General features: G+C 55.9%; 24 protein-coding genes. 15 read left to right on the top strand and 9 right to left on the bottom strand.

The features are described from left to right. The first annotated feature begins 114 nt into the window (after nucleotides 1-114). The 3 genes from BM347_RS10825 (at nucleotide 115) to BM347_RS10815 (ending at nucleotide 3,162) form a co-directional block, all read left to right on the top strand. Nucleotides 115-891, top strand: coding sequence for an aldolase/citrate lyase family protein (locus BM347_RS10825; RefSeq protein ID WP_093916475.1), 777 nt, complete (start codon nucleotides 115-117; stop codon nucleotides 889-891). Next, nucleotides 888-2,063 carry an MFS transporter gene (locus BM347_RS10820; RefSeq protein WP_093916474.1) on the top strand — a complete coding sequence of 392 codons (1,176 nt, stop codon included), beginning with the start codon at nucleotides 888-890 and terminating at the stop codon, nucleotides 2,061-2,063. The genes BM347_RS10825 and BM347_RS10820 overlap by 4 nt, the downstream gene beginning before the upstream one ends. Nucleotides 2,064-2,139: 76 nt before the next feature. Then, on the top strand, nucleotides 2,140-3,162 hold the full coding sequence (locus tag BM347_RS10815) for an aspartate-semialdehyde dehydrogenase (RefSeq protein WP_093916473.1): 1,023 nt from the start codon (nucleotides 2,140-2,142) through the stop codon (nucleotides 3,160-3,162). 96 nt (nucleotides 3,163-3,258) lie between these two features. Here the strand turns inward: BM347_RS10815 and BM347_RS10810 are convergent, their stop codons facing one another. Both BM347_RS10810 and BM347_RS10805 read right to left on the bottom strand, forming a co-directional pair. Beyond that, the gene (locus BM347_RS10810) at nucleotides 3,259-3,855 is read right to left on the bottom strand and encodes an NYN domain-containing protein (protein ID WP_093916472.1); all 597 of its coding nucleotides are present in this window, start codon (nucleotides 3,853-3,855) and stop codon (nucleotides 3,259-3,261) included. Nucleotides 3,856-3,929: 74 nt separating this feature from the next. Beyond that, nucleotides 3,930-4,580, bottom strand: coding sequence for a carbonic anhydrase (locus BM347_RS10805; protein ID WP_093916471.1), 651 nt, complete (start codon nucleotides 4,578-4,580; stop codon nucleotides 3,930-3,932). A 147-nt stretch (nucleotides 4,581-4,727) separates the two neighbouring features. Here BM347_RS10805 and BM347_RS10800 point away from each other — a divergent pair, with 147 nt between their 5' ends. From BM347_RS10800 to BM347_RS10790, 3 genes are all read left to right on the top strand, one after another. Further along, nucleotides 4,728-5,105 carry a hypothetical protein gene (locus BM347_RS10800; RefSeq protein WP_245764247.1) on the top strand — a complete coding sequence of 126 codons (378 nt, stop codon included), beginning with the start codon at nucleotides 4,728-4,730 and terminating at the stop codon, nucleotides 5,103-5,105. Between the two features lie 67 nt (nucleotides 5,106-5,172). Further along, nucleotides 5,173-6,555, top strand: coding sequence for a leucyl aminopeptidase family protein (locus BM347_RS10795; protein ID WP_093916625.1), 1,383 nt, complete (start codon nucleotides 5,173-5,175; stop codon nucleotides 6,553-6,555). Then, the gene (locus BM347_RS10790; protein ID WP_093916470.1) at nucleotides 6,552-7,349 is read left to right on the top strand and encodes a C40 family peptidase; all 798 of its coding nucleotides are present in this window, start codon (nucleotides 6,552-6,554) and stop codon (nucleotides 7,347-7,349) included. The genes BM347_RS10795 and BM347_RS10790 overlap by 4 nt, the downstream gene beginning before the upstream one ends. 30 nt (nucleotides 7,350-7,379) lie before the next feature. On the opposite strand, the gene BM347_RS10785 is transcribed toward BM347_RS10790, so the two are convergent. Further along, nucleotides 7,380-7,730, bottom strand: a complete 351-nt coding sequence (locus BM347_RS10785; protein ID WP_093916469.1) for a DUF2794 domain-containing protein — start codon at nucleotides 7,728-7,730, stop codon at nucleotides 7,380-7,382. A 117-nt stretch (nucleotides 7,731-7,847) separates the two neighbouring features. On the opposite strand from BM347_RS10785, the gene paaI reads away from it, so the two are divergent. The 8 genes from paaI (at nucleotide 7,848) to BM347_RS10745 (ending at nucleotide 14,650) form a co-directional block, all read left to right on the top strand. Further along, nucleotides 7,848-8,306: a hydroxyphenylacetyl-CoA thioesterase PaaI gene (gene paaI, locus BM347_RS10780; protein ID WP_093916468.1), complete on the top strand. Its 459-nt coding sequence runs from the start codon at nucleotides 7,848-7,850 to the stop codon at nucleotides 8,304-8,306. Further along, nucleotides 8,281-9,591 (top strand): phenylacetate--CoA ligase PaaK, encoded by a 1,311-nt coding sequence (gene paaK / locus BM347_RS10775; protein ID WP_093916467.1) that lies wholly within the window; start codon nucleotides 8,281-8,283, stop codon nucleotides 9,589-9,591. The genes paaI and paaK overlap by 26 nt, the downstream gene beginning before the upstream one ends. A 99-nt stretch (nucleotides 9,592-9,690) precedes the next feature. Beyond that, complete coding sequence (mbfA, locus tag BM347_RS10770; RefSeq protein ID WP_093916466.1) at nucleotides 9,691-10,665, top strand: iron exporter MbfA; 975 nt, start codon at nucleotides 9,691-9,693, stop codon at nucleotides 10,663-10,665. A gap of 48 nt (nucleotides 10,666-10,713) precedes the next feature. Continuing rightward, entirely contained in the window at nucleotides 10,714-11,643 is a 930-nt protein-coding gene (locus tag BM347_RS10765) for an AEC family transporter (protein ID WP_093916465.1), read from the top strand. Between the two features lie 102 nt (nucleotides 11,644-11,745). Next, on the top strand, nucleotides 11,746-12,579 hold the full coding sequence (fghA, locus tag BM347_RS10760; protein WP_093916464.1) for an S-formylglutathione hydrolase: 834 nt from the start codon (nucleotides 11,746-11,748) through the stop codon (nucleotides 12,577-12,579). An 8-nt stretch (nucleotides 12,580-12,587) separates the two neighbouring features. Beyond that, nucleotides 12,588-13,037, top strand: coding sequence for a YaiI/YqxD family protein (locus tag BM347_RS10755; protein ID WP_093916463.1), 450 nt, complete (start codon nucleotides 12,588-12,590; stop codon nucleotides 13,035-13,037). A gap of 75 nt (nucleotides 13,038-13,112) precedes the next feature. Then, nucleotides 13,113-13,733, top strand: a complete 621-nt coding sequence (locus BM347_RS10750; RefSeq protein WP_093916462.1) for an HAD family hydrolase — start codon at nucleotides 13,113-13,115, stop codon at nucleotides 13,731-13,733. Further along, nucleotides 13,730-14,650, top strand: a complete 921-nt coding sequence (locus BM347_RS10745; protein ID WP_093916461.1) for an ornithine cyclodeaminase family protein — start codon at nucleotides 13,730-13,732, stop codon at nucleotides 14,648-14,650. Before BM347_RS10750 ends, BM347_RS10745 begins: the two co-directional genes overlap by 4 nt. Before the next feature lie 27 nt (nucleotides 14,651-14,677). Here BM347_RS10745 and BM347_RS10740 read toward each other — a convergent pair whose 3' ends face one another. Continuing rightward, nucleotides 14,678-15,862, bottom strand: a complete 1,185-nt coding sequence (locus tag BM347_RS10740) for an MFS transporter (RefSeq protein WP_425442462.1) — start codon at nucleotides 15,860-15,862, stop codon at nucleotides 14,678-14,680. 183 nt (nucleotides 15,863-16,045) lie between these two features. On the opposite strand from BM347_RS10740, the gene zapE reads away from it, so the two are divergent. Beyond that, nucleotides 16,046-17,104 (top strand): cell division protein ZapE, encoded by a 1,059-nt coding sequence (gene zapE, locus BM347_RS10735; protein WP_093916459.1) that lies wholly within the window; start codon nucleotides 16,046-16,048, stop codon nucleotides 17,102-17,104. On the opposite strand, the gene BM347_RS10730 is transcribed toward zapE, so the two are convergent. The 5 genes from BM347_RS10730 to BM347_RS10710 form a co-directional block, all read right to left on the bottom strand. After that, nucleotides 17,101-17,664, bottom strand: a complete 564-nt coding sequence (locus BM347_RS10730) for a hypothetical protein (protein WP_093916458.1) — start codon at nucleotides 17,662-17,664, stop codon at nucleotides 17,101-17,103. The two genes, zapE and BM347_RS10730, sit on opposite strands and share 4 nt — an antisense overlap. Nucleotides 17,665-17,757: 93 nt before the next feature. After that, entirely contained in the window at nucleotides 17,758-19,032 is a 1,275-nt protein-coding gene (locus tag BM347_RS10725) for a bifunctional folylpolyglutamate synthase/dihydrofolate synthase (protein WP_093916457.1), read from the bottom strand. After that, nucleotides 19,029-19,973: an acetyl-CoA carboxylase, carboxyltransferase subunit beta gene (gene accD, locus BM347_RS10720; protein ID WP_093916456.1), complete on the bottom strand. Its 945-nt coding sequence runs from the start codon at nucleotides 19,971-19,973 to the stop codon at nucleotides 19,029-19,031. Before accD ends, BM347_RS10725 begins: the two co-directional genes overlap by 4 nt. 57 nt (nucleotides 19,974-20,030) lie before the next feature. Then, nucleotides 20,031-20,921, bottom strand: a complete 891-nt coding sequence (locus tag BM347_RS10715) for a CPBP family intramembrane glutamic endopeptidase (RefSeq protein WP_093916455.1) — start codon at nucleotides 20,919-20,921, stop codon at nucleotides 20,031-20,033. Beyond that, entirely contained in the window at nucleotides 20,921-24,019 is a 3,099-nt protein-coding gene (locus tag BM347_RS10710) for an ABC transporter transmembrane domain-containing protein (RefSeq protein WP_093916454.1), read from the bottom strand. Before BM347_RS10710 ends, BM347_RS10715 begins: the two co-directional genes overlap by 1 nt. Nucleotides 24,020-24,033 lie beyond the last annotated feature (14 nt).

Below are 24,033 nucleotides of genomic sequence, written 5' to 3'. Positions count from 1 at the left end.
TGCCAAATAAACTCCGGGGGAGCCGCCAAAAGGCGGCGGGGGCAGCGCCCCCACTGGACAGTAGTCAGTTCATCCCCCTAGGGTGCGCGTGAAACAGTGCCAAGGAACACGACCATGCCAGCCCCTCACAACCCTTTCAAGCAAGCGCTCAAAGATGGCGAAACGGTTTTCGGCTGCTGGCTTGCGCTTGCCGATCCCTATAGCGCGGAGCTGATGGGAACAGCGGGCTTTGACTGGCTGGTGATCGATGGCGAACACTCCCCCAACGATCTGCGGTCCATCCTCGCGCAGCTTCAGGTGCTCGAAGCGTCGTCCAGCCATCCGGTCGTGCGCGTCCCGATTGGCGAGACATATCTGATCAAACAAATCCTTGATGCCGGGTCGCAGACAGTCTTGGTACCCATGGTCGATACTGCCGATCACGCCAGACAGCTCGTGCGTGACGTCACCTATCCGCCGCACGGTGATCGCGGTGTCGGCTATGCTATATCCCGCGCAGCACGGTTTTCGCAGATCGCTGATTACGGGCTGACCGCAAACGAACAGATTTGCCTGCTGGTACAGGTGGAGAACCGCAAAGGCCTTGAGAATCTCGATGATATCCTTGCAGTCGACGGGATCGACGGCGTGTTCATCGGTCCCGCTGATCTCGCCGCCGATATGGGGCATATGGGCAACGCCGCGCATCCAGATGTGCTGGCTGCAATTACCGGGGCCATTGCCAAGATTGATGCCACTGGCAAAGCGGCTGGCATCCTGTCGACAGATGATGAAATGACCCAAGCCGCGATCCAGGCTGGCGCGCGTTTTGTTGCCGTTGGGGCTGACATCCTAATGCTCAGCCACGCCGCGCAGTCTCTGGCCACCAAATGGAAAAATACCCTCAAATGAAACGCGGCATCGCCCTGCTGGGCCTCGGCTATGTGCTTAGCCAGTTTTTTCGCGCCTTTCTGGCCGTCCTGACACCCGCGCTCAGATCAGATATCGGCGCAGGGCCAGAGGATCTCGCCTTTGCCTCGGGGCTATGGTTCTTTGCTTTTGCGGCCATGCAGCTTCCCGTCGGCTGGGCGCTGGATACCGTCGGGCCACGCCGGACGGCGGCTGCCCTTTTGCTGGTGGGTGGTGGTGGCGGCGCGGCAGTATTTGCGCTGGCGACGGTGCCCCTGCATATCCATATTGCGATGGCGTTGATCGGCATCGGCTGTGCGCCGGTTCTGATGGCGTCTTACTATATCTTTGCCCGCGAATACCCGCCTGCGCGTTTCGTAGTTCTCGCGTCTGTCATGGTCGGCATCGGGACATTTGGTAATCTTGTCGCCTCGTATCCGATGGCCATTGCCGCTGAAACAATCGGCTGGCGCGCGTCGCTTTGGGGGCTGTGCGCGATCACCAGCCTGACCGCGATTGGCATTTGGGCCGTCGTGCGCGACCCCGCCACCCCCGAGGGCGAGGCGCGCGGCAGCCTTTTGGCGGTTTTCAAGATCAAGGCGTTGTGGTTCATTTTTCCGATCATGTCGGTCAGCTATGCCCAAGTGGGCGCGCTGCGCGGGCTTTGGATCGGTCCCTATTTCGAAGACGTCTTTGGCGCAGATGCGCATCAAATTGGTTTGGCGACGTTACTAATGGGCGCGGCCATGGTCGCGGGCACCTTTGCCTATGGCCCGCTTGACCGGATAATGGGCAGCACCAAATGGGTCGTGATCGGGGGGACCAGCCTGAACCTATTGGCGTTGTTGGGACTGATTTTTTTCCCGGCAAGCGGTTTGATACTAGCAACGTTGCTGATGGCAGCAATCGGCTTTTTCGGCGCAACCTATGCCGTAATCATCGCGCACGGGCGCAGCTTTCTGCCGCCTCAGTTGATCGGGCGGGGCATGACGCTGTTGAACCTGTGCAGCATTGGCGGCGTCGGTGTCGCGCAGTTCCTGTCGGGGCGCGCCTTTGCGGCCAGCCAACCCGCGGTCACGGCCCAAGCACCCTATGTCGTGATTTTCACCTTGTTCGCAGGGATGATGGCCGCAGGGTTGTTGGTCTATCTGTTTTCACGCGATACGGCCCATTAACGCGCACCCCCTTTCCCCGCAGCCCCAAGCGGTATAAGAGGCGCGCACCATCACATTTTAGTATTGGAGTTTTAAGATGGGTTATCGCGTCGTCATCGCGGGTGCCACTGGTAATGTGGGCCGTGAAATGCTGAACATTCTGGCCGAGCGCCACTTCCCTGTGGATGAGATCGTGGCACTTGCCTCGCGCAAATCTATGGGATCCGAAGTCAGCTTTGGCGATAAGACACTCAAGACGAAAGACCTTGATGCGTTCGATTTTACGGGCTGGGATATGGCGCTGTTCGCCGTCGGGTCCGAGGCGACCAAAAAATACGCTCCCAAGGCTGCGAAAGCGGGCTGCGTGGTCATCGATAACTCATCGCTGTACCGCTATGATGCGGATATTCCGCTGATCGTGCCTGAGGTAAACCCGCAGGCAATTCACGATTATTCCAAGAAAAACATCATTGCGAACCCCAATTGTTCGACCGCGCAGATGGTTGTAGCCCTCAAGCCGCTCCATGACCGCGCCACGATCAAACGCGTTGTCGTGTCCACCTATCAGTCGGTGTCCGGTGCCGGTAAAGACGGCATGGACGAGCTGTGGGATCAGACCAAATCGATCTACAACCCGACCGATGACAAGCCTGCAACCAAGTTCACCAAGCAGATTGCATTCAACGTGATCCCGCATATCGACGTCTTCATGGACAGCGGTGACACGAAAGAAGAATGGAAGATGGTGGTCGAGACGAAGAAAATCGTCGACCCTAAAATCAAAGTGACCGCCACTTGCGTGCGCGTTCCTGTCTTTGTGGGCCACGCCGAATCGATCAACATCGAATTCGAAGATCACTTGGATGAAAACGAGGCCCGCGACATCCTGCGCGAATCCCCCGGCATCATGGTGATCGACAAGCGCGAAGACGGTGGATATGTCACACCCGTCGAATGTGCAGGCGATTTCGCCACGTTCATCAGCCGCATCCGCCAAGACAGCACAATCGATAACGGCATCAACCTGTGGTGCGTTAGCGACAACCTGCGCAAGGGTGCCGCACTGAACGCGGTACAGATCGCCGAACTGCTGGGCCGCGAAGTGCTGAAAAAAGGCTAAGCGCCAAAGCTATCTATTGATCAAGGGCTCGCATCTCTCGCGGGCCCTTTTTCATGTCGTGAACGCGTGGTCGCGTCATCCGCTTTGCGATCAGAACTATGCTGCCTGTTGGCCGGCTTCATCAACGGTGAGGTCAAGCCAAACTTCACCCCGTCTGTATTTGCCTTTGATAAGATGTCCGGCTTCGTGCACTTCGGGGAAATCTTTCACCCAGTCACGAAACCGGTCGTTCGTGACAATATCAGCGCCCATCTCTCGAGCGGCAACAAGGATAAATGGGTCTGCGGGCTTGCCTTTTGGCACAACCATGATGTTTACGACGGGCAGACGTAGAAATTTACTCATCGCCCTGTCGTCACAATGTTTCCCTGAAAACAGATAGCCAGCATTCGCATCAAAAATCACTTTGGGCCTGAACCCCAAATCGGTCAAATGACATACGACTTCTTTCACGCATTCGATGCGCGGTGTGCCATCTTGCCAATACATCACGTTTGAGCCGTCAATCACAATGGATCTGGCCCTCGAAGCAGCCTGCCGCGCGGCCCATTTCCACATTTCGACAAACAAGATGACGATACTGGCGACGCAACAGGGCCCTGCTATCAGAATAAGGTCTGACAACGCTGTGGACGACATCGATACTGCGATGCCGCCCAAGGAGGCGAGAAACAATACAATCGATACAATCATAACGCGAGAAAATCACCCTGCGCGTTTTCACACAAGTGTAAAAATATGTACCGGTTACTTCTTGCCGATCGCCGTTAGACTGGCAGGAAGAGCTCCTTGTCCGCGCTGTAACACTCAAGCCCGCCTTCGCCGATATCGGTCCACAACCCGTGCAGCGTCAGCTTGCCTTCCTTGACCTTGTCCGCGACCCACGGAAAGGTCATCAAGTTCTCAAGCGACGTCATAACAGCTTGTTTTTCAAGCTGGCGCGCCTGCTCTTCGCGGTCCTTGATGTCGGCGACAATCTCGTATTTCGGGCGCAGGATATCCATCCAACGGCCAACGAAACTGCTTTTTTCATCCAGTTGCGGCGCTTTGCCCTGACACATGTCAATGCAGCCTTGCACACCGCCGCAGCTGGAATGCCCCAACACAATCAGATGTGCCACCTTGAGGGATTGTACAGCATATTCCACGGCCGCGGACGTCCCGTGCTGCTGGCCATCGGGGCTGAATGCAGGCACCAGGTTCGCGATATTACGATGAATAAAGAATTCGCCCTGATCCGCACCAAAAATCGAGGTGACATGAACGCGGCTATCACAACAGGAAATAACCATCGCACGCGGATGCTGACCGTCGCTGGCAAGACGGCGGTACCACGCCTGGTTTTCCGCATAAGTGGTTGCTTTCCAACCATGATATCTTTGCGCCAGATAAGACGGCAGGGGTTTCGCGTTGTCCATAATACAGCTCAATCCTTTTTAGTCTTGCCGTAACTACACTGAATTTGCATCACATTCGAGCAAAAACGCGCTTCGGCCTCAACCATTTGAACACAGGTTATCACATACAACTGGCCCGTCGTGGGGACATTTTTACGGGGTGATAAAATGCAAGTTCTGCAAATGCGGCCGACCGAACAGGTCTGCGTAGACCAAGAAAGGCTAGGCACGCTTTACAAGCAACTGGGCGAAGCCGACGCTGAAGACGTGGTGTGCCGCGCGATGGAGGAGCTGGCGCTGCGTATCTCGCATTGTGATCGCCTGTACCGCACATCCGATTGGCTGGAACTGCGCAAAAACAGCCGATCCTTGATCGCCATTGCCGAACAGGTGGGTTTGCAAAAACTTGCAGCCGTTGCCACCGATGTCATGCAATCAATCGACCAGAATGACGAAGTGGCCATTGCCGCGACGCTGACGCGGCTTGTTCGCGTGGGCGAACGTTCATTGACTGCCATCTGGGATACGCAGGATATGTCAATCTGACGGGCTTGCGGCTGGCCGCGATACGACTAGGCTGCAGCCCATGCTGCATGTCCAAGAAAGTACCCCTATGCCCGCAAAATTCGCTGATCCGAAATCTCATGCCGTTCCGCTGCACCTCGTGGCCGAGGACCAGCTTGACGCTTGGCTGAGCGGCCAAGCTGCGCCTGTATCCAAGTGGGTTGAAGCAAATAATTTCACCGGCGCGTTGGGCCAGGCGTTGGTTGTTCCGGCCATTGATGGAGCCGCCCAGATGGCTATTGCCGGATATGGCAATGAAACATCGCGACAACGGGGGCGCTTTCACCTTGCTGGTGCCGCCGCGAAACTGCCCAAAGGCACCTATCGGCTAAAAACAAATTTGCCGGCAACCACATTGGCAAACGAAACCTTAGGCTGGTTGCTTTCGTCCTATCGCTTTGACCGCTATAAGACGTCCCCCCCTATGAAGGCTGAACTGATCGCCCCGGATGGGGTGAATGCCGATCTGCTGACCACGATTGCAGACGGCGAAATGCTGACCCGCGATCTGATCAACACACCCGCCTCCGACATGGGGCCTCCGGACCTTGAACAAGCGGCGCGTGATCTCGCGAAAACCCATGGCGCAGATATCAATGTCATCACCGGCGAGGAACTGCTGACGCAAAACCTGCCGATGATCCACGCGGTCGGCCGCGCCGCAAACCGTGCGCCGCGCCTGATTGACATGCGTTGGGGAAAAACCGGCAAGAAAGTCACCTTGGTCGGAAAGGGCGTTTGCTTTGACACCGGCGGGCTGAACCTGAAACCAGCCGCGTCCATGGGCCTGATGAAAAAGGACATGGGCGGTGCCGCCACTGTCTTGGGCTTGGCCCATATGATCATGGCCAGTGGCATGAAAATCCAACTGCGGGTTTTGATCCCCGCCGTGGAAAATTCCGTCTCGTCCAATTCGTTCCGGCCGCAGGATATCCTGACATCGCGCAAGGGGCTCACGGTCGAGATTAACAATACCGATGCCGAAGGCCGTTTGGTTTTAGCCGATGCCCTTGCCCTCGCGGACGAGGAAAAACCGGATCAGATCATTTCAATGGCAACCCTGACGGGGGCGGCTCGCGTTGCCGTAGGCCCCGACCTTGCGCCCTATTTCAGTGACAGCCAGACCTTTGTTTCAACTCTGGAGAGCACCGCGGAAACCCACGCAGATCCCGTTTGGCGCATGCCCTTTCACACGCCCTATGAAGCGATGATTGAACCGGGTGTTGCGGACCTTGATAATGCGCCTTCGGGCGGTTTCGCTGGCTGTATCACTGCCGCGTTATTCTTGCGCCGCTTTGTGACAGACAGCCCTTACGCGCATTTTGATATCTATGGCTGGCAGCCCACCGCGGCCCCCGCGCGCCCCAAAGGCGGGGTAGGCCAAGCCAACCGCGCCATATTCTCAGCTATTGAAACACTCTTCCACCAATGACCGACTTTCGCCTGACCCCTGATCCCTCTCTTGTTAGCCAAGACGAACCCGGCCAGATCATCACCCCTGTCACCGATCTATGCCGTGTCCCGGGCGGGCAGCGCGATCGTCAGGCGATTTACGGCGACCATCTTACCGTTCTGGCCAAGATGGACGGTTGGTCTTATGTCCAACTCGGCAAAGACGGCTATTGCGGGTATGTTTCCACCCGCTCAATCGGGGCGCAGGTGCAGCCCACGCATACGGTGAGCGCGCCCGCCACCCACGCGTATCTTAAACCCGATTTCAAATCCCCCGATCAAATATCGCTTAGCTTTGGCAGCCAGATCAGGGTTCTGGGATACCAAGACAATTTTGCGCGGACCGCACTGGGCTATATCCCCATGCAACATCTCAACCCGGTCGGAACTGTTGCATCCGATTTAGGCAATGTTGCCGAGCAGTTTCTGGGCACGCCCTATCTTTGGGGCGGAAACAGCCGCTGGGGGATTGATTGCTCGGGTCTTGTGCAGGCGGCCTGCCTTGCCTGCAGAATCGCTTGCCCCGGCGATAGCGATCATCAATTACAGCAACTTGGCACACATCTACCGCCGGGAAACGATTTCAAACGGGGCGATTTTCTGTGCTGGAAAGGCCATATCGCGCTGGTGCTAGAGCCTGATCTGTTGATCCACGCAAACGCGCATAAGATGGCCGTAACACTGGAACCAATCTCGGCAGCGATTGAACGGATCGCCAAAACGGACGGTGCCATGACGGGACACAAACGCATCGCGTCTTCCAAATGGCCTTAAATCCATAGTCCCTGTCGACCAAGAACAGCGCTAGTTGTCGATCGCACGTATCAGCTTGCGCTCGAGTACACGCAAAACCGCGCCTAGCTCCTGCCCGCGGCGCAATACCTGCCCGTTAGGCCCCAGCACGGAATACATTCCCTGCTTTAGCCGCAGCTTGGGCCGCTTTTCGATACGATACAGCGGCATTTCCGCCGTCCGGCGAAACACGGAAAATATTGCGACATCCTGCAGGCAGGAAATGCCGTAATCACGCCATTCACCCGCCGCAACCATACGGCCGTAGAGTGATAATATCGGGGATAGCTCGGTTCGGTGAAACGCAACTTGCTCGGGCGTGCGGTCATTTTTGATGTTTGAGTGGTGTAAGTGCAACGTCATACTTTGACAGTTGCGTCGATCACCGCTCAAATCAAGCATTATGTCAGATGAAATACCTTGAAAGCGTTACAGTATTTATGCAACGAATACTTTTATGAAACACGAAGGCGACAAAGCATGACACCCCAAGCCCGCGCCGAGAAATCAGCAGCCGCCATGTGGGCCACGGATAAGGCCAGCCAAGATCTTGGCATGCGGATCGATCGTATCGCGCCCGGCATCGCCCATCTGTCGATGGCAGTGACGGATAACATGTTGAATGGGCACGGTATTTGTCATGGAGGCTATATCTTTACACTTGCCGACAGCGCCTTTGCATTTGCCTGCAACAGCTACAACCAGCTTGTCGTCGCCCAGCAAAACCAAATCACATATCTTGCCCCGGCCAAGTCAGGCGAGCGTCTGACGGCCAAGGCAATCGAGCAATCAAAGACCGGGCGATCCGGTGTATATGACGTGACCGTTACGGGGGAGGATGGCCGCGTAATCGCGCTATTCCGTGGCTTGTCACGCAGTATAAAAGGCCAGCATTTCGAGGAGGAAATGACCAATGAAAGACCTCACCCCCGCCCGTGAGACCCTTGATCCCATCGAGATCGCCAGCCGGGATGAGATAAGCGCATTGCAGTTGGATCGTCTCAAATGGTCGCTGCGGCATGCCTATGACAACGTTCCGTTCTACCGCAAAAGCTTTGATGATGCGGGGGTGCATCCTGACGATTTGCATGACCTCAGCGATCTGGCGAAATTTCCCTTTACGGTCAAAACCGATCTGCGCGACAATTATCCCTTTGGCATGTTTGCCGTACCCCGTGAACAGCTGGCCCGCATCCACGCGTCCTCTGGCACCACAGGCCAGCCGACAGTCGTCGGATATACAAAAACCGATCTTGAAAACTGGGGCAGCGTGGTTGCACGATCCCTGCGCGCCGCCGGTTTGAAACCGGGTGACATGCTGCATAATGCCTATGGGTACGGGCTTTTCACCGGCGGTTTGGGCATTCATCTGGGCGCTGACAAGCTGGGTATCAGCACGGTGCCAATCTCGGGCGGGATGACCCCGCGCCAAGTGCGCCTGATCGAAGATTTCAAGCCCAATGGCATCACGGTCACGCCGTCCTATGCCCTATCGATTTTGGATGAATACGCCCGCCAAGGCATCAATCCGCGTCAATCTTCGCTCGACGTGGGTATATTTGGGGCCGAACCCTGGACCAACGCCATGCGCACCGAGATCGAGCAAGCCTTTGGTATGCATGCCGTTGATATCTATGGGCTCTCCGAGATTATGGGGCCAGGTGTTTCGAGCGAATGCGTCGAGACGAAAGACGGTCTGCATATCTGGGAGGACCATTTCTATCCCGAAGTTATCAACCCCGAGACTGGCCAACCTGTTGCCGATGGAGAAACAGGGGAGCTGGTTTTCACCTCTCTTACCAAAGAAGCGTTTCCGATTATCCGCTACCGCACCCGCGATCTGACCCGCCTTTTGGCCGGCTCCGCCCGCAGCATGCGCAGGATGGAAAAGGTAACAGGGCGCAGCGACGATATGATTATTCTGCGCGGGGTGAATGTATTTCCGACACAGATCGAAGAGGCGTTAATGACCATCCCCGATCTTGCCCCGCATTTCCAAATCGAGCTGTCCAAACCCGGCCGGATGGACAAGATGCGCGTGCTCTGTGAATGCGCCCACCTTGATATCAATGCAAACGCCCGCAGCGCCGCCGCCGCCGCTTTAGCCGGTCAGATCAAACAAACCATCGGCATCAGCGTCCAAATTGACGTAAGCGATGTGGGCGGCATCCCCCGCTCAGAAGGCAAAGCGGTACGCATTATTGACAAGCGCAACGACCCCTAGTCGACGATCCGTCTCTCGGGTGTTTTTGGCGTGGAAATCACGCTTGCCACAAAAGAGCGCGAAGTTTAGAATAATTCTAAACAAACTTATGGATAGGTCATGCTTTTCTCTCTTAACCGCAAAAGATTTAAGGACCTGTCCGAACAGGAAATCATCGCCCTTGCGATCTCGTCCGAGGAAGACGACGCGCGGATCTATCGCGGTTACGCCGAAAACCTGCGCGACGAATTCCCCGACAGTGCTGCAATTTTCGAAGGCATGGCCGCCGAGGAAGACGGCCACCGGCAACGCCTGATCAATCTGCACACCAAACGTTTTGGCCCCACGATCCCGCTGATCCGCCGCGAACATGTATCAGGATACTATGCGCGCACGCCCGTCTGGCTAATCCAGAACCTTGGCCTTGACCGTATCCGCGCCGAAGCGGCTGCAATGGAAAAATCGGCCGAGAATTTCTATCTGCAGGCCGCCGCCCGTACCACCGATGCCGCTACCCGCAAACTGCTGGGCGATCTGGCCGCCGCCGAGGCAGGCCACCAGCACACGGCGGATGACTTGGCCGCAACCCACCTAAACGAGGATACCATCAGCAAGGAAAACAGCGAAGCACACCGCCAGTTTGTGCTGACCTGGGTGCAACCTGGGTTGGCCGGTTTGATGGACGGCTCCGTCTCGACCCTCGCCCCGATCTTTGCCACGGCATTCGCGACACAAGACACATGGACGACTTTCCTCGTGGGTTTTGCCGCATCGCTGGGGGCAGGCATCTCGATGGGCTTCACCGAAGCGGCCTCAGACGATGGTCAGATTTCGGGCCGCGGCTCCCCGATCAAGCGAGGGCTGTCCGCTGGCATCATGACAACGCTTGGCGGGCTAGGGCACGCGCTACCCTATCTGATCACCGATTTCTGGACGGCAACCATCATCGCTTTCGTCGTTGTTTTTATCGAACTTTGGGCCATTGCTTGGATCCAGAACCGCTATATGAACACGCCGTTTTTCCGGGCGGCCTTTCAGGTCGTCTTGGGCGGGGCGCTGGTTTTCGCGGTCGGCGTCATCATCGGATCAGGTTAGGGCCAACATGCAGTTGCACCTGCTCCGCTAGGCCGCTACGACTTTCATATGCTGGCGATCTTCCTCAAAACACTGCCGTTTTTCGCGCTGATTGGTCTGGGTTACTGGGCAGGCCGCACACGTTTCTTCACGGCCGAAGCAACCGCCTACCTGACCAAATTCGTCTTCTACTTCGCCCTCTCGGCAATGCTCTTTCATTTCTCGGCAAACCTGTCCTTGGCCGAAGTCTGGGACAGCCGCCTTGTCGCGGCATATCTTTGGGGCACGGCTTTTGTCTATGGCATCGCTACCATCGTCGGATTCCTGCGCAATCTCGACGTCGCCAACACCGCGATGGAGGCGCAATGCGCCGTGATCGGCAACACCGGGTTCTTGGGCGTGCCCATGCTCACCCTTCTTTTGGGCCCCCAAGCAATCGGTCCCGTCGTACTGGCCCTGGCCGTCGACCTAATTGTCTTCTCCAGCCTGATCGTCATTCTCATCACAGGCAGCCGCGATGGCCAGATGAGCCTGCGCATTCTCCGCACCATCGGGATCGGCCTTGTGAAAAACCCGATGATCGTCGCGATGTCCATGGGCTTCATCTGGTCCGGCCTGCACATCCCGATCCCTGGCCCCATGAACGACTTCCTTGTTATATTGGGCGGTGCCGCGACCCCCGGTGCGCTCTTTGCGATCGGTGCATCGCTTGCCTCGAAATCAGCAGAAAAACTCCAAGTAGCCGGATGGCTGACCTTTTGTAAACTTGTGCTCCATCCGGCCTTTGTCGCAATGGCCGCATTGTGGTTCTTCAAGGTAGACCCCTACAAAGCCGGTGTGATTATCGCGGCAGCATCCCTGCCCGTTGCAGGCAATGTCTATATGCTGGCACAACACTACAACGTCGCCCCCGCCCGCGTCTCCGCAGCCATTTTGGTATCGACCGCGCTTAGTATCGCAACCGTAAGCGCCGTCATCGCTTGGGTGACCACGTTCTGATCTTCACCCTTTTTCAAATACTCACGGCGCGACGCCCGCCCCTTGCCGCAACAGGCAATGCAAGTTAGCCATAACCCAACAGCGCATCACAGGAGAAGCCCGATGAAAACGATTTCAGAGAACGCCAGCTTCCAAGGTAAACAGGGCGTCTATTCCCACGCCTCCACGTCCTGTCACTGCGATATGACCTTCGCACTATTCCTCCCGGAAGAAGCTGAACGAGGTCCCGTGCCGCTGCTTTGGTTTCTGTCGGGGCTGACCTGCACCCATGAAAACGCCATGACAAAGGCTGGCGCACAGGCTTGGGCCGCCGAACACGGCATCGCCGTTGTGTTCCCCGATACCTCGCCCAGAGGCGAAGATGTCGCAAATGACGAAGCCTACGATTTGGGCCAAGGTGCCGGGTTTTATGTGAACGCAACCCAAGATCCATGGCAGCCAAACTTCCAGATGTGGAGCTATATCGCCGATGAATTGCCCGCCTTGCTGGCCGAAAACTTCGCGCTCGATATGGACCGTCAAGCCATCTGCGGGCATTCCATGGGCGGACACGGCGCGCTTACCTTGGCGATGAACCTGGATGGGCGTTTTAAATCTGTGTCGGCTTTTGCGCCTATCGCCAACCCTTCTGACAGCGATTGGGGCCGCAAACAGCTTACCGCCTATCTTGGTGCAGATACGGCAACTTGGGCCAAACATGATGCAACGCTGCTGATGGCAGACAAAGGCTTTGACGGGCCGGTTTTGATTGACCAAGGCGCAGATGACCAGTTTCTTGACCTGCTCAAACCCGAAGCCTTGGCCGCCGCGATTGCCAAGCGCCGGCAAAATGCGATCTTCAGAATGCACCCGGGCTATGATCACAGCTATTTCTTCATCTCCACCTTTATGGAAGACCATATCGCCTTTCATGCTGATGCGCTCTACGCGGACTAAGGCCTTATATGACAGCCCTCTATATTGATGCAGACGCCTGCCCGGTAAAAGCCGAGGCCGAACGCGTGGCGACCCGCCACAAAATACGGATGTTCGTCGTCTCCAATGGTGGCTTGCGCCCCTCGCAAAACCCCTTGGTGGAAAACATCATTGTGCCCGATGGCCCCGACGTCGCTGATATCTGGATCGCTGATCGCTGCGGGGCGGGCGACGTGGTTGTCACAGGCGATATTCCCCTTGCCGCGCGCTGCGTCGAAGCAGGCGCGCGCGTGCTAAAACATAACGGCGAGGCGCTGACGGCAGCTAATATCGGGAACGTCCTTGCGACCCGCGATCTGATGGCCGATCTACGCGCCGCCGATCCGTTTCGCCAAGGTGGGGGTAAGGGCTTTACAAAATCCGACCGCTCCCGTTTTCTGGATGCATTGGAACGTGAAATTCGAGCGGTTCAGCGGTAGCTTGAGCCGTTTTCTATCAAAGAAAACGTACCGGAATTTTTGAAAAATTCCACCTTCAACTTCAAGGGAAAGCGCATGCAACCAACGGCCGTCGTGTTTGATATCGGGAATGTACTGATCGAATGGCAACCCGAACGGTTTTTCGATTCCGTCATTGGCGAAACCCGCCGCAAAGAGATGTTCGCCGCCGTTGACCTGCACGCGATGAACGACCTCGTCGACAGTGGTGAACACTTCACCGACACGATCTATTCCACCGCCGATGCGAACCCCGCCTGGCGCGACGAAATTCGGCTTTGGCACGACCGCTGGATTGAAATGGCGTCCCCCATCATCCCCCACTCCCTGCGGTTGATGAAAGCGCTCCAAGCCAATGGTATTCCGGTATTCTCGCTGACCAATTTCGGCATTCAATCCTATGATCTCGCGGCCAATCACTATCCATTTCTACGCGAATTCGACCGCGACTTTATCTCGGGTCATATGGGCATGATCAAACCCGATCCGAACATCTATGCCACACTTGAGGCGAAAAGCGGCGTGGCCCCAGAGAACCTGATCTTTGCCGACGACAGGCCAGATAACATCGCCGCAGCGGCGGCCCGTGGGTGGCACACACATCTGTTCACCGATCCTGCAGGCTGGGCCGCACGTCTGGTATCAGAAGGGTTGCTGAGCCAAGAAGAAGCTGCATGACACAGATCGACATCATCCCCTTTGCTGAAGGCGAGGCCGCGCTAGACTGGATCGGCCTGACCGACGCATTGGCGGCCGGTCACAAGCTGCCCATGGCTGAAATTGCCGACACCTTTCTGTATCGCGGCGATGACACGCTTCTGAACCGTGCCGCGTGGGTCGACGGGTTGGGCCTCGCCGTTAAATCGGCCACCATTTTTCCCAGCAACCCGGCAAAGGGTGATCCGATGGTGAACGGCGGTGTATCGCTCTACTCAGACAGCAACGGTATGCTCGAGGCGCTGATCGATTTCCATCTGGTGACTAAATGGAAAACCGCTGGCGATAGCCTGCTTGCAGCGCGCAGGTTGGCGCGCCCTGACAGCCGCAACATCCTGATCGTCGGCGCAGGCACTCAAGGGCGGGGCCTACATTCCGCCTACTCCGCAGCCTTTCCCAATGCTGAATTCACCGTCTGGAACCGTACCGGTGAAAACGCCAAAGCGATGGCCGCCGAGATACCGAACCTGAAAATTGCAGAAGACCTTGAGCAGGCGATACGCCACGCCGACATCATCACCTCTGCCACCATGTCCACCGACCCGTTTATCAAAGGGGAATGGCTACAACCCGGCCAGCATGTTGATTTGATTGGCGCATACCGCCCCGACATGCGCGAGGCAGATGATACCGCCCTGTCCCGCGCACGCATTTTTGTCGATAGCCTGGACACAACTGTCGATCATATCGGAGAGCTGAAAATCCCCCTCGCCGCGGGCGTCATTTCCCGTAGCACGATCATTGCTGACTATTACGATATGGAAAATTTCACCCGAAGTTCGGATGATGAAATCACCCTGTTCAAGAATGGCGGTGGCGCGCATCTGGATCTGATGACAAGCCGCTATATCTTGGATCGCTGGCGCGCGCGCTGTTGATCAAGAGGCCCTCACCCCGGGGGCCAGCTAAGCCGTCACCAACCCATCGAGCCGCTTTTCACGGATCGGCAAATGCACAAGCGCGCTGAAGGCACCCACTGCAACACCGATCCACCAAACCGCAGTGTACCCTCCATATGCATCATAGAGCCGCCCGCCGAGCCACACGCCCATAAAACTGCCTAGTTGGTGGCTGAAAAACACGATGCCATACAGCGTCCCCATATAGCGTAGCCCGTAAATATGGGCCACCAACCCGCTGGTCAGCGGCACGGTTGCCAGCCAAAGAGACCCCATCGCAATCGAGAATAAGATCACCGTCAAAGGCGTTATGGGCATAAGAATAAAGGCAGCCGAAACCACAGTGCGCGCCGTATAAATCCCAGCCAAAAGATACTTTTTCGAGAACCGCTTGCCCGCCCAACCGGCCAGCAACACGCCAATGATATTGGCCAAGCCTATCAATGAAATTGCGATGGCACCCAGGGCCGATGTGGTCGTGATGCCAACGTTATGCAAAATCCCTCCGACCATGATCGGGCCGCAAAGCTCGGTCACAAAGGCCGGGAAATGCGCCGTAATGAAAGCCAACTGATATCCACAAGAGAAAAAACCAACAAAGATCAACGTGAAAGACGGATCTTTAAATGCCTTCACCAAAATCTGACCCAAGCTTTCTTCAAGCTCGGCCTTGCTGGCCATCTCTGGTGCGCGCATAAGTGGTAGCGTCAGGATCATTGCCAAAATCGCGGCCGCAAACACCATAAACGTGGTTTGCCACGTCAAAAACCCAAGCATCCATTCGGCAACAGGGGCACCAAACACTTGCCCTGCACTGCCTGCAGCCGTTGCAATCGCCAGTGACATGGACCGGTTTTCAGCCGTGGATGCACGCCCGACAACCGCGAGGATCACACCAAACCCCGTGCCCGCGATGCCAAATCCGACCAGCCATGCGTAGGCCTGATGTTCGATAGGGGACACGGAATTTGCCGATAGAACCAGCCCGACGGCGTAAACGACAGAACCGATGACAATGGCGCGGCGATCGCCGATTTTTTCCGCCATCGCGCCAAAAATCGGCTGGCCGACACCCCAAGCGAGGTTCTGAATTGCAATCGCAAGTGAAAATTCGCTGCGAAGCCAGCCGAACTCGGCCGCAATCGGAATCTGGAACACGCCAAAGGATGCACGCACCGCAAAGCTGACCATGATGATCAAGCATCCGACAATCAAAACCGGGGTGAATATCGACGGGTTCTTTTCCAAGGGCTCAATCCTTTCGTACTTGAAAGCACCCTAGCTTTGCCGGGGCGGGCGTCAATTCCAATTGGGTGGTCGCCCGATTGCACCGGCGTTCTTTTCAAACGCTTGGACAGCATGTAAGCCTCTGCCATGACAGATTTACGTGCTCTTTATGATCAGCGTGTCGCAGACGGGACCCTGACGCCCGACCCCGCCCAAGAAGCGGTGTTGCCCGAGTTCGACCGCATCCGAAATGCGCTTCTTAACCCCGGAAAAAAGGCGTTCTTCAAGCGCGCGCCCGAACCGCCAAAGGGCCTGTATCTTTGGGGCGGCGTTGGGCGCGGGAAATCAATGCTCATGGACATGTTCGCGGAAAACATGGGCGGCATACCTGCCCGGCGCGTCCATTTTCATGCATTTATGCAGGAAATTCATAGCGCCATGCACGAGGCGCGCAAAACCGGTGTGGATGACGCGATTGCCCCTGTCGCGGCTGATGTTGCCGCTTCAGTCAAAGTGTTGGCTTTTGACGAAATGCAAATCACCGACATTACCGATGCCATGATCGTGGGGCGGCTGTTTCAGGCCCTATTTTCTGCAGGTGTTGTTGTCGTAACCACATCTAATCGCATACCAGACGATCTGTACAAAGATGGGCTGAACCGCCAAATCTTCCTGCCCTTCATTGAGCTTATTAAGGAAAAGATGGTTGTTTGGGAACTGACCAGCCCTCGCGATTATCGCCAAGACAGGCTTGCTGGATCGCAGTCCTATTTCACGCCGGTTAACGCCGAAAGCCGTGCGGCAATGGATGCTGTCTGGAATGACCTGACGGGAGGAGACGGCGAAGAGCTGACCCTGCGCGTCAAAGGCCGCGACGTCATTATTCCCCAGTTTCGAAATGGCATTGGCCGCGCGGGCTTTCATGCCTTATGCGGCCAACCGCTGGGTGCCGCTGACTATCTCAGTCTGGCCGAAGCGTGCCGTGTTTTGCTACTGGACAATATTCCGTCCTTGGGCCGCGCCAACTTTAACGAAGCCAAACGCTTCGTCACGTTGATCGACGCCCTGTACGAGGCCAAAGTACGTTTGATTTGCTCTGCTGCCGCCAGCCCTGAAATGTTGTACCTTGAAGGAGAGGGTACCTTTGAATTTGAACGGACCGCCTCGCGCCTCAGGGAAATGCAGGCAGAGGGCTGGGGAAGCTAAAGCCCCGGTATTTCAATGATCTGGCCGACCTGTGCTTCGGCAATTTGGTTGAATTTTTCGCCTGCTTCCTCGTGCCTTGCAGCAACCAGAACAGACCGAAGCAAGCTTGGCGTGTCCAGACGCCCCGATAAGGTGACGAGCGGTTTCGGAACTTCGAAATGCCCCTTGGACGCGGCGCTGTTTAGCAGGGCATCAATATATTTATCTGATTTTCCGGCCGTAACTGCCCAAACCAGATAGGATTCCAGCGCCTGCCCTGATCGCGTATCATCGAATGACTGCGCAACCGTGCTAATTAACCCGACCACATCCGTTTCTGTTTCGGCATGCATCTGATGCAAGACCGCTGCCGGGCGCGAAACCGCCAGTGGATGCCGCGTTTGCACCGGATCGGGCAACGCCGTTTCAATGACCGCTTCGGCAAATGGGATTGCCGCCAAGCTGAGAGAGGATCGATCGTGATCAGTCATCAACACACCGCCAGAAAGCACCAACATCAAGCAGAACAACGCAGAAAAAATCAGCCGTAGCGCATTATGTTTTTCTTGAAAAATCACCATCACATCGACCCCTAGGACAAACACACCGTCTGTGTTTCCTAAAGCTTCAAGCGCAATAAACTGTAAACAGCGCAAGTTTTAGTGATGAAAATTCTATCCGTTTTCGCGCAATACGCTGCCCGCGAGGTAGAGTGATCCGCAGATCAGAACCCGCGCAGAAGGGTCAGCGGCAAGAATATCAACAAGGGCCTGATGTACCGATGATGCCTCTGCGACATTCATCCCAACGGCGCGGGCAGCCTGTGCTGTTTCATGTGCGGGCAACGTTGCGGTCTCCCCCGGAATTGACACCGCCACCAGTTTTTCTGCCTGCGCGGCAAGGGGGCGTAGATAGCCTGCAATGTCCTTGGTATTAAGCATACCGCAGATCAGATAGGTCGGGCGTTTCAGCATTGATCCCAGCAGATTCGCAATCGCCGTACCAGCGGCAGGGTTGTGCCCACCATCCAGCCAAAGCTCAGCGTTTTCAGCGGCTTCAACCAATGGGCCGGTCTTGAGGCGCTGCATGCGTGCGGGCCATTGCGCGCCTGTCACAGCGGCCTCGCAATGCGCATCCGCGATACCCAGCTGCCGCAACGCTGCGAGAGCTGCGCCAGCATTATTTATCTGATGGCCCCCCAGCAAATTTGGCGTTGGCAGATCAAGCAGACCTTTTTCATCCTGATAGACCATACGTCCAGCTTCGGGTCCGACATGCCACTGCTGGCCATAGGCCAATAACGGCGCATGGTGGCGCGACGCCTCGGCTTCGATCACATCCATTGCTTCGTCTTGCTGAGGGCCAACAACGCAGGGCACGAGACGTTTGATAATACCCGCTTTTTCACCAGCGATCTGCCCCAGGGTATCCCCAAGGAACTGCTGATGGTCTATCGAAACCGGCGTAATGACGGTTAAGGCGGGCGTATCAACCACGTTGGTGGCATCCAGACGGCCGCCCAGCCCGACCTCAAGCAAGGTGTAATCCGCAGGGCTACGCGAAAACGCAAGCAAGGCCGCGCAGGTTGTGATCTCAAAATAGGTGATATTACCGCCGTCATTCGCCTCGTAGCATTCATCAAGCACAGCTGTAAGATCGGCCTCGGTAATCAAATCACCCGCGACCCTGATCCGTTCATGAAACCGCGCCAGATGCGGCGAGGTATAGGCATGCACCCGATGACCTGCCGATTCCAAGCCGGCGCGGATCATTGCTTGGGTCGATCCCTTGCCATTGGTGCCAGCGATGTGAATCACGGGCGGCAAGTTATTTTGCGGATTGCCCAAGGCATCCAGCAGTCGCCACATCCGATCAAGGGTCAGATCGATGATCTTGGGGTGCAGCGCCATCATTCGCGCCAGCACATCATCAGATGTCTGTTGCGTCATTTTTTGGACGTTTCTGCCTTGTCTTCCGATGTCAAAGCATGGGGCACATCGCCCCCCTCGGCGGGTGCGGGCAGATCACCGCGCACCGCAGGCGGCAGCCCCAGCAACATGCGGGTGATATTGATCAGCTCGTCCCGCATCTGCGGGCGCGGCGTCACGCGATCCAACATACCATGATCCAGCAAATATTCGGCGCGCTGGAACCCTTCGGGCAGCTTTTCACCAATGGTCTGTTCAATCACGCGCGCACCTGCAAAGCCGATCAAGGCATTGGGTTCAGCGATGTGAACGTCGCCCAGCATCGCATAGCTCGCCGTTACACCGCCCGTCGTCGGATGGGTCAGCACCACGATATAGGGCAGCCCCGCCTCTTTCAGCATCTGCACGGCAATGGTGGTGCGCGGCATCTGCATCAGACCCAGAATGCCCTCTTGCATGCGCGCGCCGCCAGCAGCTGAGAACAGGATCAGTGGGCGCTTGAGCTTAACCGCTTCTTCGGCAGCAGCGATGATCGCGTTGCCGACATACATGCCCATGGATCCCGCCATAAAGGAAAAATCCTGACCAGCCGCGACGATCGGCGTGCGGCCGATTTCGCCGGTTACAACCAGCATGGCTTCGGCTTCGCCGGTTTGCTTTTGCGCCGCTTTCAGCCGGTCCGGATATTTCTTTTGGTCGCGGAAATGCAGCGGGTCCGTGACCGGTGCGGGCACTTTAACCTCGGTGAAAATGCCACCGTCAAACAGCGCCACAAACCGTGCGCGCGGGGTAATCCCCATGTGGTGTCCGCAGTTGGTGCAAACGTTCAGATTGTTCGACACCTCGCGGTGGAACAACATGGTTCCGCATTCATCGCATTTCGTCCAAAGATTATCCGGCGTCTCGCGGCGCGAGAAAATCGAATTGATGCGTGGACGAACGTAGTTATTGATCCAGTTCATGGGGAACCTCTGCTCCAGTTTGATCCCTGAGATATGCTGCTCGGGCGTAAATTGCAATCAACGGCGGATCGCCAGCCTTGCCACCAGCCAAGTGATCAACACAAGCACAAAATCAACCGGCAACCATGCGCGCAAGGCCTCGGTATCTTCCATGCTGAAGGGGGTCAGATACAGCGCAAGCCCGGACAGGTCATGAGGCATTGATATGATCAAAATAGCAGACACGTTGTTGCAGAAATGGACAGCAATCGCAGGGCCAAGGCTGCCTGCGCGTGCGGTCAGGTCTGCCATCAACATCCCAAATACTCCCGCCCAAAGCGCTATTATCAACGCGTTTTCCCCTGCTTCGCTTGGCAAATAGTGACCAAGCGCAAAAAGAAATGAAGGCAGCACCATCCAGACAAGCGGTGATTTAAAGCGCGCGGCCAGTTGTTGCTGCACATACCCGCGAAACACGATTTCTTCGGCACTGGCTTGCACCAACACGGCCACAAGCGAAAACGGCAACAGCATCAGCCATTTTCCCAGCTCCAGATTAGGGATATAGGAATTGCCCATACTCCAAGGCGGAAGAAGAAAGATAACCGCGCCAACAATGACCAACATCCGCGCAACCGCAAAAAATTGCGACGTAGCAAGACCAAGCGGCCCGATCAGGCTGGCAAAAGACCGATGATGCAAAACCCGCGCCACAATCGTGACGCCCAATGTCATCAACCCAAAACTGCCCAAAAGCAAAAACATCGCGGCGGGCGTTTGGCCGGTCAGCAAATCATCAAAGAAGGCACTATTTTGCGGCCCAACCATCTTGAAAATCAACGTAAACAACATGTTGTTTAGCAACAGATATATGGCCGAGGCCGCTAAAAACCCAACGATCACACGCCACAGCGAGGCAGTAGGAACCGCCGGTGCAATGAACTTTTTGTGCAGCTCATAGGCGGGCATCAATGGCTTTCCCCTTTTATGGGTTGCTGGTCTCTTTGCTCTCGCGGGATATCAACAGCTGCCGCACGCAACAGATCAGCCGCATCCGACAAATGCGAAGAAACAGTCCGAAGCAAGCTAAGCAGGATCACTTTGTCATTCTCGACAACCGACTTGAACTGTTCGCCCCCGATCCGCAGGAACTTGCTATCCTCAAGGGCAATGAAATCAAACTGGCGCGGCTCGTCCATGATGACTGCAAGATCGCCAATCAGGCGGCCCTCTCCTACCGTTGATACATGGTGCCTGTCGCCGTTTTCGTCTGTCCAGAACAGCTCGCTCGTCCCGGCAAGGCATAGATATACCGCGTCGGGCCGCTCACCCTGACTGAATATTTTCTGCCCTTTGGCCACCGGAAACCATTGTGCGGCAAAGGCCAAAAGCCGTTGGTTTCTGGGGGTCAGAGTGCTGAACAGGTCATTATGCGAAACAATCTGCAACTTGCGGCGCAAATCCCCCGATATGCTATCGTCATGATGCGGCGCATCGCTTTTCGCCACACCGTCAATGCGGCCGCCCTTGATCTCGATGAACATATCAAAGTCATCTGGCCGAGAGAACGTCGCATCCAGGTAAATCTGCGTCGTGTCGGGCAGCAGACTGCTTAGCCTGTCACGCACGATCGACAGACGCTCACCATCTTGCTCGGCAAGCGATTGGTCCAGAACCAAGATGTCCGGCCGCTTCATTGCAGCCCGGCTGAACGCCGCGCGCTCTTGAAACTCGGTCGAGATATTCGATCCGGCAATCAGGGTCGGGATATCGAAGGCGTTGACGGTGACATCCTGTTTCAGACCATGTTCCTTGAAAACATCCGACACCACATCCATCACCAGATCGGCACGCAACCCCGCAACTTGTGATATCCGCCCATAAAGCGCGTTTTCCAAAATGGTCAAACGCGGCAGATAGGTTTCAGGCGCAATCGGAACAAACATGTCTTTTGTCCGCTCGCGCATTTTCCAGCCCTGTTGCTTGCGAATTTCCAGAATTTCACGCTTGAACGATTCGGGGAATGCGGGGCCGATCTGTTCTGCGGTAAACGCAAACGGCACAGTCAAAAGCAGCGCAAACTCCTCTTCGCTCAGCGCTTGATCCCCCTGATTGCGTCGGCGCAATGCGATATCGACCAATGTCTCGTACAGCTCTTCATCAATGCCAAGCGAGGTAAACAGCGGGTGATCTGTGCCATCACGCCCAAATGTGTGGTGTAATGCCTCGACCACCGTCTGAGAGATCGCGATGCCTTTTTCAGCAAGACCCAGATCAAAAATCATCGCCAGAAAACTGCGTTCCGAAGCAAGCGTTACCTGTGAAATACTCCGGATGGGGGCCGCGAACAGCAGGTTGCCGCCCAATGGCACCGACGGGTTGAATTCATCAGGGTCAAACCGGTGAACTGCCGTATCTAACCCCTGCTGTTTCAGCCGTTCGTAAACCTCGTCGCGCAAGCTAACGATTTTCTCGGCAAGCTCGGGGCGCTCGTTCGGGTCCATATAGTCTGTGACCATGCGCCTGAACATGATCTCTTCGGTACCGATGGCATTTACCAACTCATACCACCAGTGGTTAATATCCTCGCGGGAATTCAGTTCAGCCAGTCCGGGGTCCAGCCAATCTGCGCGGGTGCTGTCGGGACTGTTGCCCGCACGCAGGGCTTCGATCTTGTCCCAGTCTTTTCTCTTGGGGTCCCAAGGCACGGTTTTCGGGCTGGTGCGCAATGACATCAACAGATTGTCGCCGATCGTTCCTTGAAAAATATAGGGGTGTGCATGTGCATACCCGATACGTGCTGCCAAAACGGCCTGATGCAAGCCGCCCAAATCATGACCTGCAACTTGGATCGATCCGCGTGTTGGCGTGATTTCTCGGGTCAGAAGTTCCGCCAGTGCCCTGCGTTCGGATTGGTTGGGGATCTGGATTGCAACCCGCGCACCCATGGGGATGTCGAGGTTAATGTCGTCTAGCAGCAAAGTGCCGTCCGTGTTGCGTACGGACACGTGATTCAGATTAATAGGCCCCTTTAAATGGGGAATTTCATCAGGCTCGCCTTCGAAAAGATGCGCAGGGATCATATTATTCGGGGCAAAGCGTTCGGTGACAACTTCCCAGCGAATGGCCATATCCTGCGTCTGATTGTAATAGGTCAGCAGCTCTTTCCATGGGCTTGATAGGTCTTTGTAGGCAGCAAGCGCAGCCACAAGCGCACCAACGGTAATATTTCCGACAATGACCAGATACCCACCTACGGCATAAAAGAAAAACGGCGTCAGTTGAGTGATGAAGTTGTTCAAAAACTTCATGAAAAACTTTTTCTGATATATCTGGAAACGGATCTTGAACAGGCTCCCAAGTCGGTCCGTGAACTTGGCCAACCTAAACCGCCAACCGCCATTGGTCCGCAGGTCGGTGATGCCCGCCGCAGTTTCCCCAATCTCGGAGGACAGGGCCCGTACCTCTTTGATCCGCGCCTTGTTCAACAGGTTGATCTGCCGTTGCAGCATCGGGATCAGATAGGCCTGCAAAGGGATCAACGCCACGCCAGCCAGACCGAACCAAGGTGATTGTATGAACAAAAACAACAAGATGATCAGCATTTGACCGGCTTGAAACACCGGCTGGGCGACCGCATCGCCCATTAACCCGCCCATTGGTTCGGCCTCAGACGTGACCATCGATACCAGTTCGCCCTGGCTGGTATTGCTGTAGTAGCTGCGCGGAAACCGCATCATGCGCGAGATCAGTTGATAGCGGAACCGCCGCAAAAGCCGTTCGGACAAAACACCTTTCATCGTGTTCAGCCGCATTTTCATCAGACCGTGCACCAAAACCGACGCCAGATAGGCAAAGCACAGAGTAAACAGGAACTGTACCTGAGACAATTCCAGACCAAATACATTGATCGCATTCGTTTCCGACCCAATGGCATCGTTGATAATGCGCTTGGGTAACTCGAGCGTGACGTAGAGAATGGGGAAAGTGACGAGTGTCAGGATCAAGAGAAGGATCTGATCTCTGCTGGAATATTTCCAAATAAAGGAAAAAATCGATCGCTCCATGCGGGTCCACCTTC

The organism is Sulfitobacter marinus (assembly GCF_900116285.1).
Taxonomy (GTDB): domain Bacteria; phylum Pseudomonadota; class Alphaproteobacteria; order Rhodobacterales; family Rhodobacteraceae; genus Sulfitobacter; species Sulfitobacter marinus.
The sequence above is the reverse complement of the archived record's forward strand: the minus strand, read 5'-3'. Positions and strand labels throughout refer to the sequence as shown.

Excerpts from the sequence above, each read along its gene's own strand:
- BM347_RS10825 (WP_093916475.1), top strand. The coding sequence starts at position 115 with ATGCCAGCCCCTCACAACCCTTTCAAGCAAGCGCTCAAAGATGGCGAA.
- BM347_RS10820 (WP_093916474.1), top strand. The coding sequence starts at position 888 with ATGAAACGCGGCATCGCCCTGCTGGGCCTCGGCTATGTGCTTAGCCAG.
- BM347_RS10815 (WP_093916473.1), top strand. The coding sequence starts at position 2,140 with ATGGGTTATCGCGTCGTCATCGCGGGTGCCACTGGTAATGTGGGCCGT.
- BM347_RS10810 (WP_093916472.1), bottom strand. The coding sequence starts at position 3,855 with ATGATTGTATCGATTGTATTGTTTCTCGCCTCCTTGGGCGGCATCGCA.
- BM347_RS10805 (WP_093916471.1), bottom strand. The coding sequence starts at position 4,580 with ATGGACAACGCGAAACCCCTGCCGTCTTATCTGGCGCAAAGATATCAT.
- BM347_RS10800 (WP_245764247.1), top strand. The coding sequence starts at position 4,728 with ATGCAAGTTCTGCAAATGCGGCCGACCGAACAGGTCTGCGTAGACCAA.
- BM347_RS10795 (WP_093916625.1), top strand. The coding sequence starts at position 5,173 with ATGCCCGCAAAATTCGCTGATCCGAAATCTCATGCCGTTCCGCTGCAC.
- BM347_RS10790 (WP_093916470.1), top strand. The coding sequence starts at position 6,552 with ATGACCGACTTTCGCCTGACCCCTGATCCCTCTCTTGTTAGCCAAGAC.
- BM347_RS10785 (WP_093916469.1), bottom strand. The coding sequence starts at position 7,730 with ATGACGTTGCACTTACACCACTCAAACATCAAAAATGACCGCACGCCC.
- paaI (WP_093916468.1), top strand. The coding sequence starts at position 7,848 with ATGACACCCCAAGCCCGCGCCGAGAAATCAGCAGCCGCCATGTGGGCC.
- paaK (WP_093916467.1), top strand. The coding sequence starts at position 8,281 with ATGAAAGACCTCACCCCCGCCCGTGAGACCCTTGATCCCATCGAGATC.
- mbfA (WP_093916466.1), top strand. The coding sequence starts at position 9,691 with ATGCTTTTCTCTCTTAACCGCAAAAGATTTAAGGACCTGTCCGAACAG.
- BM347_RS10765 (WP_093916465.1), top strand. The coding sequence starts at position 10,714 with ATGCTGGCGATCTTCCTCAAAACACTGCCGTTTTTCGCGCTGATTGGT.
- fghA (WP_093916464.1), top strand. The coding sequence starts at position 11,746 with ATGAAAACGATTTCAGAGAACGCCAGCTTCCAAGGTAAACAGGGCGTC.
- BM347_RS10755 (WP_093916463.1), top strand. The coding sequence starts at position 12,588 with ATGACAGCCCTCTATATTGATGCAGACGCCTGCCCGGTAAAAGCCGAG.
- BM347_RS10750 (WP_093916462.1), top strand. The coding sequence starts at position 13,113 with ATGCAACCAACGGCCGTCGTGTTTGATATCGGGAATGTACTGATCGAA.
- BM347_RS10745 (WP_093916461.1), top strand. The coding sequence starts at position 13,730 with ATGACACAGATCGACATCATCCCCTTTGCTGAAGGCGAGGCCGCGCTA.
- BM347_RS10740 (WP_425442462.1), bottom strand. The coding sequence starts at position 15,862 with ATGGTCAGCTTTGCGGTGCGTGCATCCTTTGGCGTGTTCCAGATTCCG.
- zapE (WP_093916459.1), top strand. The coding sequence starts at position 16,046 with ATGACAGATTTACGTGCTCTTTATGATCAGCGTGTCGCAGACGGGACC.
- BM347_RS10730 (WP_093916458.1), bottom strand. The coding sequence starts at position 17,664 with ATGGTGATTTTTCAAGAAAAACATAATGCGCTACGGCTGATTTTTTCT.
- BM347_RS10725 (WP_093916457.1), bottom strand. The coding sequence starts at position 19,032 with ATGACGCAACAGACATCTGATGATGTGCTGGCGCGAATGATGGCGCTG.
- accD (WP_093916456.1), bottom strand. The coding sequence starts at position 19,973 with ATGAACTGGATCAATAACTACGTTCGTCCACGCATCAATTCGATTTTC.
- BM347_RS10715 (WP_093916455.1), bottom strand. The coding sequence starts at position 20,921 with ATGCCCGCCTATGAGCTGCACAAAAAGTTCATTGCACCGGCGGTTCCT.
- BM347_RS10710 (WP_093916454.1), bottom strand. The coding sequence starts at position 24,019 with ATGGAGCGATCGATTTTTTCCTTTATTTGGAAATATTCCAGCAGAGAT.